General features: G+C 62.4%; 9 protein-coding genes, 2 tRNA genes and 3 rRNA genes. 10 read left to right on the top strand and 4 right to left on the bottom strand.

All coding sequences use genetic code 11. From position 1 onward, the window contains the following. Window positions 1–71 precede the first annotated feature (71 nt). Window positions 72–719: an orotate phosphoribosyltransferase gene (pyrE, locus tag R2APBS1_RS18710; protein WP_015449133.1), complete on the bottom strand. Its 648-nt coding sequence runs from the start codon at window positions 717–719 to the stop codon at window positions 72–74. Between the two features lie 156 nt (window positions 720–875). Here pyrE and R2APBS1_RS18705 point away from each other — a divergent pair, with 156 nt between their 5' ends. The 3 genes from R2APBS1_RS18705 (at window position 876) to R2APBS1_RS18695 (ending at window position 3,397) form a co-directional block, all read left to right on the top strand. Continuing rightward, window positions 876–1,646: an exodeoxyribonuclease III gene (locus tag R2APBS1_RS18705; RefSeq protein WP_015449132.1), complete on the top strand. Its 771-nt coding sequence runs from the start codon at window positions 876–878 to the stop codon at window positions 1,644–1,646. Beyond that, window positions 1,636–2,949 (top strand): AmpG family muropeptide MFS transporter, encoded by a 1,314-nt coding sequence (locus R2APBS1_RS18700; RefSeq protein ID WP_236126975.1) that lies wholly within the window; start codon window positions 1,636–1,638, stop codon window positions 2,947–2,949. Before R2APBS1_RS18705 ends, R2APBS1_RS18700 begins: the two co-directional genes overlap by 11 nt. Window positions 2,950–3,085: 136 nt before the next feature. Next, complete coding sequence (locus R2APBS1_RS18695) at window positions 3,086–3,397, top strand: hypothetical protein (RefSeq protein WP_015449130.1); 312 nt, start codon at window positions 3,086–3,088, stop codon at window positions 3,395–3,397. Here the strand turns inward: R2APBS1_RS18695 and R2APBS1_RS18690 are convergent. After that, window positions 3,367–4,497 (bottom strand): anhydro-N-acetylmuramic acid kinase, encoded by a 1,131-nt coding sequence (locus R2APBS1_RS18690; RefSeq protein ID WP_015449129.1) that lies wholly within the window; start codon window positions 4,495–4,497, stop codon window positions 3,367–3,369. The two genes, R2APBS1_RS18695 and R2APBS1_RS18690, sit on opposite strands and share 31 nt — an antisense overlap. Window positions 4,498–4,510: 13 nt before the next feature. Then, on the bottom strand, window positions 4,511–5,956 hold the full coding sequence (locus R2APBS1_RS18685; RefSeq protein WP_007514378.1) for an OapA family protein: 1,446 nt from the start codon (window positions 5,954–5,956) through the stop codon (window positions 4,511–4,513). Between the two features lie 186 nt (window positions 5,957–6,142). On the opposite strand from R2APBS1_RS18685, the gene tyrS reads away from it, so the two are divergent. The 7 genes from tyrS to R2APBS1_RS18650 all read left to right on the top strand — a co-directional run bounded on the left by tyrS (window position 6,143) and on the right by R2APBS1_RS18650 (window position 14,050). Further along, window positions 6,143–7,354 carry a tyrosine--tRNA ligase gene (tyrS, locus tag R2APBS1_RS18680; RefSeq protein WP_015449127.1) on the top strand — a complete coding sequence of 404 codons (1,212 nt, stop codon included), beginning with the start codon at window positions 6,143–6,145 and terminating at the stop codon, window positions 7,352–7,354. Window positions 7,355–7,821: 467 nt separating this feature from the next. Next, a 16S ribosomal RNA gene (locus R2APBS1_RS18675) occupies window positions 7,822–9,366 on the top strand. A 221-nt stretch (window positions 9,367–9,587) separates the two neighbouring features. Then, window positions 9,588–9,664 (top strand) — tRNA-Ile (locus R2APBS1_RS18670). 1 nt (window position 9,665) lies between these two features. Continuing rightward, window positions 9,666–9,741 (top strand) — tRNA-Ala (locus R2APBS1_RS18665). A 203-nt stretch (window positions 9,742–9,944) separates the two neighbouring features. After that, window positions 9,945–12,824, top strand: a 23S ribosomal RNA gene (locus tag R2APBS1_RS18660). A gap of 250 nt (window positions 12,825–13,074) precedes the next feature. Further along, window positions 13,075–13,188 (top strand): 5S ribosomal RNA (gene rrf, locus R2APBS1_RS18655). Together the 16S, 23S and 5S rRNA genes with 2 tRNA genes alongside form the textbook arrangement of a ribosomal RNA operon. A gap of 178 nt (window positions 13,189–13,366) precedes the next feature. Further along, the gene (locus tag R2APBS1_RS18650; RefSeq protein WP_015449126.1) at window positions 13,367–14,050 is read left to right on the top strand and encodes a rhomboid family intramembrane serine protease; all 684 of its coding nucleotides are present in this window, start codon (window positions 13,367–13,369) and stop codon (window positions 14,048–14,050) included. Window positions 14,051–14,054: 4 nt separating this feature from the next. Here R2APBS1_RS18650 and R2APBS1_RS18645 read toward each other — a convergent pair whose 3' ends face one another. Next, on the bottom strand, window positions 14,055–14,783 hold the full coding sequence (locus R2APBS1_RS18645; RefSeq protein WP_007513815.1) for a glutamine amidotransferase: 729 nt from the start codon (window positions 14,781–14,783) through the stop codon (window positions 14,055–14,057). Window positions 14,784–14,800: the final 17 nt, after the last annotated feature.

Raw genomic sequence — 14,800 nt, 5'->3', positions numbered from 1 at the left:
TAGCTCGGTGGCGGCGGCAGTCGTCGCCAGTGTGACCGGGTTCGCCTGAGTCTATCGACCGGACGCTGAACTCAGCGCCGGACCCCGTAGCGCTCGCGGTAGGTCAGCAGGCGGGCGTGTTCGGCGGCCAGACGCGGCTGCTCGCCGGCATACGCCAGCACGTCGTCGAGGCCGGTGATCGCGATCACCGGGATGCCGTAGTCGGCGGTCACTTCCTGTGCGGCGGAGCGTTCGCCCTGGCCGCGCTCCTGCCGGTCCAGCGCGATCAGCACCCCGGCCGGCGTGGCGCCGTGGGCACGGATCAGCTCCAGCGATTCGCGTACCGCGGTGCCGGCGGTCATCACGTCATCGACGATCAGCACCCGACCCCGGAGCGGGGCGCCGACCAGCACGCCGCCCTCGCCATGATCCTTCGCCTCCTTGCGGTTGTATGCCCACGGCAGGTCGCGGCCGTGGCCGTCGGCCAGCGCGATGGCGGTGGCGGCGGCCAGCGCGATGCCCTTGTAGGCAGGGCCGAACAGCATGTCGACGGCGATGCCGGCGTTCACCATGGCGGCGGCGTAGGCCCGGCCGAGCCGGGCCAGTGCGGCGCCGGAGTCGATCCGCCCCATGTTGAAGAAGTACGGGCTCTGACGGCCGGATTTCAGGGTGAACTCGCCGAAGCGCAGCACCTCGCGCTGCAGGGTCAGTTCGATGAAGTCGCGCTGGTAGTCGTGCACGGATCGTCTCGTAAACGGTGGAAGTCGGGGCCGCGGAGCGGGCGCCGCGGGTCGGCACGCACCCATGGTACAGCCCTGCCATGGGCCTGGCCGGGGCGTGGACGACGGAGCGGGCCGGCAGGGTTGCTATGATGACCCGCCGCCCGAGGAGTTCGCATGCGCATCGTCAGTCTCAATGCCAACGGCATCCGTTCGGCCGCGACCAAGGGCGTGTTCGACTGGTTGCGCCGGCAGCGAGCCGACGTGGTCTGCCTGCAGGAAACCAAGGCGCAGGAAGACCAGCTCGCCGACCCGATGTTCCGCCCCGACGGCCATCACTGCTTCTACCGCGACGCCAGCAGCAAGAAGGGCTACAGCGGCGTGGCGATCTATGCCAGGCGCGAGCCCGACCAAGTGCTGACCGAACTGGGCTGGGACGAGTTCGACGACGAGGGCCGCTACATCGAGGCACGTTTCGGCAAGCTCAGCGTGGTCTCGCTGTACTTCCCGTCCGGTTCCTCCGGTGACGAGCGCCAGCAGTTCAAATTCAAGGCGATGGAGTGGATCACGCCGATCTTCGACAAGTGGCTGAAGAGCGGCCGCGACTACGTGATCTGCGGCGACTGGAACATCGTGCACACGAAGAACGACATCAAGAACTGGAGCTCGAACCAGAAGAATTCCGGCTGTCTGCCGGACGAGCGCGCCTGGCTGGACCTGCTGTTCCACGAGCGCGGCTGGGTGGACAGCTTTCGCGCGATCAAGCCGGACACGGTCGAATACACCTGGTGGTCCAACCGCGGCCGCGCCCGCGAAAACAATGTCGGGTGGCGGATCGACTACCAGGTGGTCTCGCCGGGCCTGCGCGAACGCCTGAAGGCCTGCTCGATCTATCGCGACGAACGCTTCTCCGACCACGCGCCGTACACCGTCGACTATGCCGACTGAGCCGGCGGGCCGGCCGGCCAAGCCGTCGGTATGGCGGGCATTCGCCCAGCCGGCGGCGTGGACGATGTTCCTGTTCGGCTTCTCCTCCGGCCTGCCGTTCCTGCTGGTGGCCGGCACGCTGGCGTACTGGTTGAAGGAAAACGGCATCAAGCTGGCGGACATCACCATGATCGCCAGCGCCGGCATGACCTACGCGTTCAAGTTCGTGTGGGCGCCGCTGCTCGACCATTGGCGGCTCCCCGGCTTCGCCCGCCTTGGCCAGCGCCGCGGCTGGCTGCTGTTCGCGCAGCTGGGCGTGATGCTCGGGCTGCTGGCGATGGCCGCGCTGACCCCGGTACAGCTGGTGCCGTTCGTCGCCGCCACGCTGGCGGTGGCGTTCTTCGGCGCCACCCAGGACATCGCGGTGGACGCCTACCGCATCGAGATCGCGCCGATCGAGGCGCAGGGCGCGCTGGTCGCCACCTACTCGCTCGGCTACCGCATCGGCCTGCTGCTGGCCGGCGCGGTGGCGCTGATCCTGGCCGACCACCTGCCGTGGCGGCTGGTCTACGCGTTGATGGCGCTGGCGATGGCGGTGCCGCTGGCGACCACGCTGGTCGCGCGCGAGCCGGAGGCGCTGCGGATACGTGCCGCGGGCTGGCGCGACGCGATGCGCGAGAGCGTGCTCGATCCGTTCGCCGATTTCTTCCGCCGCTACGGCTGGGCACTGGCCGGGGTGACGCTGCTGTTCCTGCTGCTGTTCAAGATGCCGGAGCAGGCCACGATCGGCGGCATCATGAGCCCGTTCTACCGCGACATGGGCTTCTCCAAGACCGAGATCGGCACGATCACCAAGATCTACGGGATCTGGATCGGCATCGTCGGCGTGTTCCTCGGTGGCGCGGCGGTGGCGCGCTGGGGCGCATGGCGCCCGCTCGGCGTCACCATCGTGCTGTGCGGCTGCAGCAACCTGCTGTACCTGCTGCTGATCGCCCATCCCGGCAACCTGCTGGTGCTGACCCTGGTGATCTCCGGCGAGAACCTCACGCTCGGCATGCTGGGGCCGCCGACCGTGGCGTTCCTGTCCTCGCTGGTCAACCGCCAGCACACCGCGACCCAGTACGCGCTGCTGAGCTCGCTGGTCAACCTGCCAGGCAAGCTGCTCGGTTTTTTTGCCGGCGGCATCGCCAGCGCCACCGGTTACGGCGGCTACTTCGTCATCACGGTGCTGGCGGTGTTGCCGTCGATGCTGTTGTTCGCCGGCCTGTGGCGCTGCTTCCGCGGCGAGGAGCGTGCACGCGCGGCGGCAGAAGGCGCCACCTAGGCTGTTATCGGCAGGCGTGGTTGCGTTCACAGCGGAACTGCCAAGTCGGCCACGAAATCGTCATCGCGACGTGTACGGTGGCGGCGGTTATGCAAGCATCCACGGCACAGGGCATGTGTAACATGGAGTGACGCTTATGCCGGACATGGTCCTGCAACATGTCGACAGCCTGCTCGTCGAACGCATCCGGTCGCTGGCCAGGGATCGCCAGTGCTCGATCAATGAAATCATGCTGCACGCCCTGCGCAGCGGCTTGGGCATTTCGGCCGCGCAGCAATTCAGCGAAAGTTTGCGCGACCCGGAGGCGCTGACCGTGCTCGAAGGTCAGTGGGAAGCCGCGGAACAGGGGGTGTTCCAGGAGGCGCTGCGTGCGCTGGCGCAGACCCGGCCGACCCAGCTGGCTCCGGAAAGCATCGGCTATGCCGGGCGCACGGTCGGCGCGGAATAGATCGCGCCCAGCACCCGCGGGCCACGCGCGCCGGTGACCGCCGGCAGGTTGCCGGGCAGGCCGAGCAGACGCTGCCGTGCCAGCCAGGCGAACGCGGTGGCTTCGAGGAAGTCCGGGTCGATGCCGTAACGCGAGGTGCCCTGCAGCACGCGCGGCGCCAGCAGCACGCTCAGCCGCCGCATCAGCGCGGTGTTGTGCACGCCGCCGCCGCAGGCCAGCACTTCGTTCGCATCCGGCGCGTGCTGCGCGATCGCCAGGGCAACACTGCGTGCGGTGAGTTCCAGCAGGGTCGCCTGTACGTCGGCGGGGTCCAGCGCGGCGAGTGGTGCATGTGCGCTCAGCCAGTCCAGGTGGAAATATTCGCGGCCGGTACTCTTCGGCGGCGGCAGCGCGAAATAGGGATCGGCCAGCAGGGTGTCGAGCAGGTTGGGGTCGAGGCGGCCGGCGGCAGCATAGGCACCATCGCGGTCGAACGGCTCGCCGCGCTGGCGCAAGCACCAGGCGTCGAGCAGGCCGTTGGCCGGACCGGTATCGAAACCGAGCACGCGGCCGTCGACGCCGAGCACGGTGATATTGGCGATGCCGCCCAGGTTGAGCACCACCCGGGTGTGTCCCGGCCGCGCCAGCAGCATCGCGTGCAGCGCCGGCAGCAGCGGCGCACCCTGCCCGCCGGCGGCGACGTCGGTGCGGCGGAAGTCCGCCACCACGTCGATGCCGCAGCGTTCGGCGATCACGCTGGGGTCGCCCAGCTGCAGGGTGAACGGGTAGGCGCCGGCGGGCCGGTGGCGCAGCGTCTGGCCGTGCGAGCCGATCGCGCGGACGCGCGTCGCGGGCGTGCTGCTGCGTTCGAGCAGTTGCAGCGCGGCGTCGGCGAAGCAGTGGCCAATCTGGACGTCCAGCCGTCCAAATGCATCCAGGTCGAGCGTGGCTTCGCCTTGGGCCAGGGCGAGCATCCGCTTGCGCAGATCCTCCGGCCAGGGATGCGAGTAACTGGCGTGCAGCTGCGGTACGCCACGCTTGAAGCCGGCCAGTACGGCGTCGATGCCGTCGGCGCTGGTGCCGGAGATCAGCCCGATATAGAGCGCCGAGGCGTCGTCCACGCGCGGCGGGTGCTCAACTGTCGTGATTGGCGGGGGCGTTGGCGCGCGCCAGCTTGATGCGCGCGTCCAGCTCGGTCAGCCGCGCCAGCTGCGGCTTCACCACCTCGGCCTTGAAACGTGCCATCTGCACGGCCGGCAGCGGTTCGGGCTTCGGCAGCGTCACCGTCTGCGGATTGCGCTGCACGCCGTTGACGCGGAACTCGTAATGCAGATGCGGGCCGGTAGCCAGGCCGGTCATGCCGACGTAGCCGATCACTTCGCCTTGGCGCACGCGCTCGCCCACATGCTGGCCCTTCACGAAACGCGACATGTGACCGTAGGCGGTGCTGATGCTCCTGTCGTGCTGGATCACCACGAAGTTGCCGTAGCCGCGCTCCCAGCCGTGGTACTTGATCACGCCGTCGCCCGCGGCGTGGATCGGGGTGCCGCTGGGGGCGGCGTAGTCGACGCCCTTGTGCGCGCGCATGCGGCCGAGGATCGGGTGCATGCGCGCCGCAGTGAATTGCGAGGAAATGCGGGTGAAGTCGACCGGGATGCGCAGGAACGACTTCTGGATCGGCCGTCCGTCCTCGCTGTACCAGCCGTAGCTGCCATCGGCTTTCTTGAAGCGGTAGGCGGTGTAGCGCTGGCCCTGGTTGATGAACTCGGCCGCGATGATGTTGCCCTGGCCGTAACGCACGCCGTCGCGGTAGATGTCGTCGTAGATCACCGTGAAGCTGTCGCCGACACGCAGATCCTGCACGAAGTCGATGTCGTACTTGAACAGGTCGGCCAGCTTGCCGACCATTGCCGCATCCATGCCGGCCTGGTCGCCGGCGGCGTACAGGCTGCTGCGGATCACGCCATGCGCCACCTGTTCGCGCAGGTCCATATCGCGCTGCTGGATGGCGACGGTGGGCTGCGCGCCGTCGAGGCGGACAGTGGCGCGGCTGGCCTGGTCCTGGTCGAAGCGGAAGCCCTTGAGGCTGCCGTCGCTGCCGAGCAGGAAGTCGAACTCCTGGCCCGGGCGAATGCTGTGCAGGGCGGTCTTGGCGCCCCCGGCGGCGTCCATCACCTTCTGCAGGTCGGCCATGCCGAGACCGCGGGCGGTGAAGATGTCCGACAGCGTCTGGCCAGGCTGCACCCGCACCACCTGCCAGTCGTCCACGGTCGCGGCGGTGGCGCTGACCGGCGCGATCTTCGGCAGTGCCAGCGGCAGCAGTGAATGCACTTCCGGCGTGGGTGCCGGCCGCATCGCGCTGGCCCAGGCGGGCATGATGAAACCGGACAGCAGGGTGATCAGCAGCGCCGTGCCGGCGAGCACCAGGCGCTCGCGGTGCCAGCGGATCGGCTCGACTTCGCCGGAGCGATTGAATGACCAGTGAGCGCAGCGCGCGTAGAAATGGGAGTGCCGACGCTGTGCCTTGCGACAGATCGCCTGCTTGCGGGTTTGCCGCGCCCCCTGCTTTTCTTCTGCCATGCTGTGCACGCCCGCGCTACAAAGTAACAAACTGCGCGTACCATAACTGTCATGTGCAAAGGGCGTCAACGCCTTTCGCATCAAGGGTTTGCAACGCATTTGTTGTTAACACACAATTAACGTTGACGGCACGGTCACACAGCGGACCACGGCCTACTTCCACTGACATCGACTGAGAAACCTTGAATGAGCGAGCTTGAACGGGCGTTGGCCACGATGGCGCGTGGCGCTGACGAAATCATCAAGCGGGAAGACCTGGCTGAGCGCCTGAAGCAGGGTCGCCCGTTGCGGATCAAGGCCGGCTTCGATCCGACCGCACCGGATCTGCACCTGGGCCATACGGTGCTGCTGAACAAGATGCGCCAATTCCAGGACCTGGGTCACCAGGTGATTTTCCTGATCGGCGACTTCACCGGCATGATCGGGGACCCCACCGGCAAGAACGTCACCCGCAAGCCGCTCAGCCGCGACGACGTGCTGGCCAACGCCGAGACCTATGCCGAGCAGGTCTACAAGGTGCTCGATCGCGAGAAGACCGAACTGCGCTTCAATTCGGAGTGGTTTGGCAAGATGAGCGCGGCCGACATGATCAGGCTGGCCGCACAGCACACCGTGGCGCGCATGCTCGAGCGTGATGACTTCACCAAGCGTTACGCGGCGCAGCAGCCGATCGCGATCCACGAATTCCTCTATCCGCTGGTGCAGGGCTACGATTCGGTGGCGTTGAAGGCGGACGTGGAGCTGGGCGGCACCGACCAGAAGTTCAACCTGCTGATGGGGCGCGCGCTGCAGGAGCACCATGGCCAGCCGCCGCAGATCGTGCTGACCATGCCCTTGCTCGAAGGCCTGGACGGCGTCAACAAGATGTCCAAGTCGCTGGGCAACTACATCGGCATCAGCGAGCCGGCGATCGACATCGTCACCAAGACCATGAAGATCGGCGACGAGCTGATGTGGCGCTGGTTCGAACTGCTCAGCTTCGACGTGTCGCTGGACGAGCTGGCACGCATGAGGCAAGACATCGCCAGCGGCGCCCTCAACCCGCGCGACGCCAAGCTGCGTCTCGCGCGCGAGCTGGCCACGCGCTTTCACGACGCAGCCGCTGCCGAGCAAGCCATCGCCGGCTGGCATGCGGTCGTGCGCGGCGAGGGCGATACTTCGCTGCTGCCGCAGTCCGATGTCGCGGTGCCGGCCGAGGGGATGCGCCTGGCCGCCCTGCTGACCGCTGCCGGGCTCACTGCGAGCAACTCCGAGGCGAATCGCAAGTTGAAGGAGCGTGCCGTGCGCATCGATGCCGACGTGGCGGAGGACGCGCAGCGCGTCTTCCACGCCGGTTTCGAGGGCGTACTGCAGGTCGGCAAACGCAACTTTGTCCGCGTGAGGCTCGTGCCCGCCTGATCCGCTGCGTTCCCGCCAGCGGGGGCGTGCAGCGAGTGTGTCCGGGAAAGAAAATTTCGCGCTGCTGCGGTGGCTTGCGAAGATTCCATGAAATTTTTCTCAAGAAACACTTGCCAAATAAAACACAGCCCGTATTATTCGCGGCCCGCAGTCGCCCAACGTCGCAAGACGGACTGCCGGAGACCTCGAAGTAGCTTTCTCGTAGGTGTTGACGGTCGTAAAAAGCGATGTAGAATGGGCGGCTCACCCGGGACGAAAGGTCACGGGGCGATCACCGAAACGGTGGTCGGCAAGGTAAAGATCTTTGACAGTGTGCGCAGGTGAATTGTGTGGACGTCTTGTGCTGGAGGGTTGCGACCTGTCCAAGCAATGCAAGCGTCCCACCAAGTAAAAAGTCAGTAATGAGTTTTGATTGGTTGGGAACATACGCTTCAGAAAGATAGATCGACTTCGGTTGATCGAAAACTTAAGTGAAGAGTTTGATCCTGGCTCAGATTGAACGCTGGCGGCATGCCTAACACATGCAAGTCGAACGGCAGCACAGCAGTAGCAATACTGTGGGTGGCGAGTGGCGGACGGGTGAGTAATGCATCGGGATCTACCCTGACGTGGGGGATAACCTCGGGAAACCGGGACTAATACCGCATACGTCCTACGGGAGAAAGCGGGGGACCTTCGGGCCTCGCGCGGCAGGACGAACCGATGTGCGATTAGCTAGTTGGCGGGGTAATGGCCCACCAAGGCGACGATCGCTAGCTGGTCTGAGAGGATGATCAGCCACACTGGGACTGAGACACGGCCCAGACTCCTACGGGAGGCAGCAGTGGGGAATATTGGACAATGGGCGCAAGCCTGATCCAGCAATGCCGCGTGTGTGAAGAAGGCCTTCGGGTTGTAAAGCACTTTTATCAGGAGCGAAATACCACGGGTTAATACCCTATGGGGCTGACGGTACCTGAGGAATAAGCACCGGCTAACTTCGTGCCAGCAGCCGCGGTAATACGAAGGGTGCAAGCGTTAATCGGAATTACTGGGCGTAAAGGGTGCGTAGGCGGTTACTTAAGTCTGTCGTGAAATCCCCGGGCTCAACCTGGGAATGGCGATGGATACTGGGTGGCTAGAGTGTGTCAGAGGATGGTGGAATTCCCGGTGTAGCGGTGAAATGCGTAGAGATCGGGAGGAACATCAGTGGCGAAGGCGGCCATCTGGGACAACACTGACGCTGAAGCACGAAAGCGTGGGGAGCAAACAGGATTAGATACCCTGGTAGTCCACGCCCTAAACGATGCGAACTGGATGTTGGTCTCAACTCGGAGATCAGTGTCGAAGCTAACGCGTTAAGTTCGCCGCCTGGGGAGTACGGTCGCAAGACTGAAACTCAAAGGAATTGACGGGGGCCCGCACAAGCGGTGGAGTATGTGGTTTAATTCGATGCAACGCGAAGAACCTTACCTGGCCTTGACATGTCCGGAATCCTGCAGAGATGCGGGAGTGCCTTCGGGAATCGGAACACAGGTGCTGCATGGCTGTCGTCAGCTCGTGTCGTGAGATGTTGGGTTAAGTCCCGCAACGAGCGCAACCCTTGTCCTTAGTTGCCAGCACGTAATGGTGGGAACTCTAAGGAGACTGCCGGTGACAAACCGGAGGAAGGTGGGGATGACGTCAAGTCATCATGGCCCTTACGGCCAGGGCTACACACGTACTACAATGGTCGGTACAGAGGGTTGCAATACCGCGAGGTGGAGCCAATCCCAGAAAGCCGATCCCAGTCCGGATTGGAGTCTGCAACTCGACTCCATGAAGTCGGAATCGCTAGTAATCGCGGATCAGCTATGCCGCGGTGAATACGTTCCCGGGCCTTGTACACACCGCCCGTCACACCATGGGAGTGGGTTGCTCCAGAAGGCGTTAGTCTAACCGCAAGGGGGACGACGCCCACGGAGTGGTCCATGACTGGGGTGAAGTCGTAACAAGGTAGCCGTATCGGAAGGTGCGGCTGGATCACCTCCTTTCAAGAAACGACGGCGTGAGTCTTCACGCAAGACGTCCACACAAGACACCTGTACTTCACGCGAAGGGTTTGCTTTACGCAACGTCCCTGTTGCGAAGAGCAGACATCAAGACCGGCCATCCATGGCCGGACTCTTCACAACAGCCGCTTCGAACGAGGCTTACGGCCACGTCAAGCGGGACCAGGTAGCTTGGCTCGCGGGTTCTGGGGTTCACCTTTCATGGGTCTGTAGCTCAGGTGGTTAGAGCGCACCCCTGATAAGGGTGAGGCCGGTGGTTCGAGTCCACCCAGACCCACCATGGGGCCATAGCTCAGCTGGGAGAGCACCTGCTTTGCAAGCAGGGGGTCGTCGGTTCGATCCCGACTGGCTCCACCACTCAAGCGCCGCGTGAAGTATCAGCACACACAAGATTTGAAGTCATCCGGCATTGAGGCCGGTGTGACGTTCTTTGAAAACAGGTAAACGAGTGACAAGCGTCTTGGTTCGAACCGAACCGAGGCAAGTGTTAAGGCACGAAAACGAAGTAACTTGGCTGCACCTGAGGAGGGTGCATGCCCCGAGGCGACTTGGGGTTATATGGTCAAGCGACTAAGCGTATACGGTGGATGCCTTGGCAGTCAGAGGCGATGAAGGACGTGGCAGCCTGCGAAAAGTGTCGGGGAGCTGGCAACAAGCTTTGATCCGGCAATGTCCGAATGGGGAAACCCACTCCGCAAGGAGTACTGCATGGTGAATACATAGCCATGCAGGGCGAACCCGGGGAACTGAAATATCTAAGTACCCGGAGGAAAAGAAATCAACCGAGATTCCCTGAGTAGCGACGAGCGAACGGGGACTAGCCCAAAAGCACATTGTGTTTTAGTCAAACGGCATGGAAAGGCCGGCCATAGATGGTGATAGCCCAGTCGACGAAAGGGCACTTTGTGTGAAATTGAGTAAGGCGGGGCACGTGAAACCTTGTCTGAACATGGGGGGACCATCCTCCAAGGCTAAATACTCCTGACTGACCGATAGCGAACTAGTACCGTGAGGGAAAGGCGAAAAGAACCCCGGAGAGGGGAGTGAAATAGACCCTGAAACCGTATACGTACAAGCAGTGGAAGCCCGCAAGGGTGACTGCGTACCTTTTGTATAATGGGTCAGCGACTTACTGTCAGTGGCAAGCTTAACCGTATAGGGGAGGCGAAGAGAAATCGAGTCTGAATAGGGCGCATAGTCTCTGGCAGTAGACCCGAAACCGAGTGATCTATCCTTGGCCAGGTTGAAGGTGCGGTAACACGCACTGGAGGACCGAACCCACATCTGTTGCAATAGATGGGGATGAGCTGAGGATAGGAGTGAAAGGCTAAACAAACTCGGAGATAGCTGGTTCTCCTCGAAAGCTATTTAGGTAGCGCCTCGGACGAATCTTCCTGGGGGTAGAGCACTGTTATGGCTAGGGGGTCATCGCGACTTACCAAACCATGGCAAACTCCGAATACCAGGACAGACTATCCGGGAGACACACGGCGGGTGCTAACGTCCGTCGTGAAAAGGGAAACAACCCAGACCCGCAGCTAAGGTCCCAAAGTCATAGCTAAGTGGAAAACGATGTGGAAAGGCATAGACAGCCAGGAGGTTGGCTTAGAAGCAGCCATCCTTTAAAGAAAGCGTAATAGCTCACTGGTCGAGTCGGTCTGCGCGGAAGATTTAACGGGGCTAAGCTATGCACCGAAGCTCGGGGTGTGCACGCAAGTGCACGCGGTAGAGGAGCGTTCCGTAAGCCTGTGAAGGTGGATTGTAAAGTCTGCTGGAGGTATCGGAAGTGCGAATGCTGACATGAGTAACGATAATGGGGGTGAAAAGCCCCCACGCCGAAAGCCCAAGGTTTCCTCGCGCAACGTTCATCGGCGCAGGGTGAGTCGGCCCCTAAGGCGAGGCAGAAATGCGTAGTCGATGGGAAGCTGGTTAATATTCCAGCACTTTTCTACAGTGCGATGTGGGGACGGAGAAAGTTAGGTCTACCGGGCGTTGGTTGTCCCGGGGAAAGGCGGTAGGCATGGATCTTAGGCAAATCCGGGATCCTTTATGCCGAGCACCGAGACGAGCCCTTTTGGGCGAAGTGACCGATACTACGCTTCCAGGAAAAGCCACTAAGCTTCAGCTGTAGAAAAACCGTACCGTAAACCGACACTGGTAGGCAGGGTGAGAATCCCAAGGCGCTTGAGAGAACTCGGGTGAAGGAACTAGGCAAAATGGCACCGTAACTTCGGGAGAAGGTGCGCCCTTCGATGTGGTCACGTGCGTGACTGAGCATTGAAGGGTCGCAGTAACCTGGCCGCTGCGACTGTTTATCAAAAACACAGCACTCTGCAAACACGAAAGTGGACGTATAGGGTGTGACGCCTGCCCGGTGCTGGAAGGTTAATTGATGGGGTCAGCCGCAAGGCGAAGCTCTTGATCGAAGCCCCAGTAAACGGCGGCCGTAACTATAACGGTCCTAAGGTAGCGAAATTCCTTGTCGGGTAAGTTCCGACCTGCACGAATGGCGTAACGACAGCGGCGCTGTCTCCACCCGAGACTCAGTGAAATTGAATTCGCTGTGAAGATGCAGCGTTCCCGCGGCAAGACGGAAAGACCCCGTGAACCTTTACTATAGCTTTACACTGAACGTTGAGTTCTTCTGTGTAGGATAGGTGGGAGGCTTTGAAGTGCAGACGCCAGTTTGCATGGAGCCATCCTTGAAATACCACCCTGAAGTGCTTGACGTTCTAACCTCGGCCCGTAATCCGGGTCAGGGACCGTGTATGGTGGGTAGTTTGACTGGGGCGGTCTCCTCCCAAAGAGTAACGGAGGAGCACGAAGGTACGCTCAGCGCGGTCGGACATCGCGCACTGTGTGCAAAGGCATAAGCGTGCTTGACTGCGAGATCGACGGATCAAGCAGGTACGAAAGTAGGTCTTAGTGATCCGGTGGTTCTGTATGGAAGGGCCATCGCTCAACGGATAAAAGGTACTCCGGGGATAACAGGCTGATACCGCCCAAGAGTTCATATCGACGGCGGTGTTTGGCACCTCGATGTCGGCTCATCACATCCTGGGGCTGTAGCCGGTCCCAAGGGTATGGCTGTTCGCCATTTAAAGTGGTACGCGAGCTGGGTTCAGAACGTCGTGAGACAGTTCGGTCCCTATCTGTCGTGGGCGTTGGAGATTTGAGGGGGGCTGCTCCTAGTACGAGAGGACCGGAGTGGACGTTCCGCTGGTGTTCGGGTTGTCTCGCCAGAGGCATTGCCCGGTAGCTATGAACGGAAGTGATAACCGCTGAAAGCATCTAAGCGGGAAGCACGCCCCAAGATGAGATCTCCCGAGAGCTTGACTCTCCTTAAGGCACCATCAAGACCAGGTGGTTGATAGGTCAGGTGTGGAAGCGCAGCAATGCGTTCAGCTAACTGATACTAATGAGCCGTGCGGCTTGACCATATAACCCCAAGTGGCTTTGTTTTACGCAGGTCCCTCTGCGAAGCTACCGGCCATCCATGGCCGGAGCCTTCGAAAGAGCGATCGTTCCAAGGCACTTGCCAAATATCGAATTCACCTCGACGCTTGTCACTCGTTTACGATTTATCTCACGTGAGATCCCTCTCACGAAAAGAAGAGTCAAAACCCCGCCATCCGTGGCGGACTCTTCAAAAATGCGGAGCCGGCGCGTCAGCGCTGCTCCCACCCCTTCCCTGGCGGCCATAGCGGCGTGGTCCCACCTGATCCCATCCCGAACTCAGAAGTGAAACGCGCATGCGCCGATGGTAGTGTGGCTTTGCCATGCAAGAGTAGGTCACCGCCAGGGGCTTTATCCTTAGAAGGCCTCCCCATCCGGGGAGGCCTTCGTCTTTATCAGCCTCACTCCCCCAACGGCAACGCTCGGGGGCTTTGGTGTCGAAATACCGATCCCATCGCCGCGGGCCATTCATCATCGCCTATGATGGCTGGCACACCACGGCCCGGTGCATGTCTGGGGGCGACTCTTGTTTGTCCATGTTGAAACACGTCGTCGTCCGCGTTGGCATTGGGCAACTTTGTTGGTAGTGACGGTCTGCGTGATGTGCTTCGTGGGTCTGGCCCTGACGCCTGCCACGCAAAGGGTGTCCCTGTTGCTGGAATGGGGCACGGTACCGGCGAACATCTTCGATCCGCATCAGGCGTTGCTGCCGCAGCTGACCGACCCTGCCTTGCTGCGGCTGTTCACGGCACTGTTCATCCATGTGACCTGGCTGCACTTGCTGAGCAACCTGCTGTTCCTGGCCATCTTCGGCCTGCCGGGCGAGCGCGCGCTGGGCTCGCTGCGGTTCCTGCTGTTGTTCGCGGTAGGTGGAATCGTGGCGAACCTGATCGGTGCGTTGTCCCTCACGGGCGTGCGCCTGCCGATCATCGGTTGCAGCGGTGCGGTATCGGCGGTGGTCGGTACCTACGTGGCGCTGTTTCCGCGTGCCAGGCTCGGCCTGGTACTGCCGCTGGGACTATATTTGGAGTTCGTGCGGGTGCCGGCATTCCTGCTGATCGGCTTGTGGGTGCTGCTGCAGTTGCTGTTCAGCTATGCGGGAGCCAGCTACGGCGCCTACGTGTGGTGGGCGCACATCGGCGGTTTCCTGTTCGGCGTGGTCTTCGCGCTGTTCTCGCGCGATGCGATCGCGCGTCGCCTGCGCGGCTGAGTCGTCAGCCCGCCGCCACGGCCCAGTGGTGGTGACGTGAGAAGCGGCGTAGCAGCTGGCGGGCGATCGGCGTGGCGGCCACGGCACTGAAGATCTTCTCGGGATCCGCACCCTCGAGTCGCAGATCGGCCTGCTTGCGCCGGATGTAGGCACGCATCACCTCGGCGTTGAACTCCGGGTGGAACTGCACGCTGAGCGCATGCGGTCCATAACGCAGCAGCTGATGCGGATCCCGCGTCGATCGGGCGAGCACGGTGGCCCTGTCCGGCGGTTCGACCACGCTTTGCTCGTGCGTGGTGTGTGCGCGGAAACGCGCCGGCAGCGACGCGGCCAGCGGGTCCCGGGTGGCGAGCATCGACACTTCAATGGTCTGGGTACCGATCTCGCGCCCGCCTGGCAGATAATCGACGCGCCCGCCCAGCGCGTGGGCCATCAGCTGGTGGCCGTAGCAGACGCCGAACAGCGGCAGTTCGATGTCCATCGCGTCGCGAATCCAGCCGGCCGTGCGTTCGCTCCACGTCGATCGCTCGGTGACCATGGCGGCCGAGCCGGTAATGATGGCGCCGGCGACCTCTCGTGGTGCCGGCAACGCTTCGCCGGCAGCGACATCGATGACCTGCAGTTGCCGCGGATGCAGCCCCGCGCCGAGCCGAAACCAGTGCGGGAAGTCACCGTGGCGGGCGCGAATGGGGTTGGGCGCACGGCCGGTGCGGACGATCAGGACGGGTTTCATGCGCAGGACCGATGGTT

The sequence above is a fragment of the Rhodanobacter denitrificans genome, from assembly GCF_000230695.2.
Lineage (GTDB): Bacteria > Pseudomonadota > Gammaproteobacteria > Xanthomonadales > Rhodanobacteraceae > Rhodanobacter > Rhodanobacter denitrificans.
This window is presented reverse-complemented; position numbering and strand designations above follow the sequence as displayed.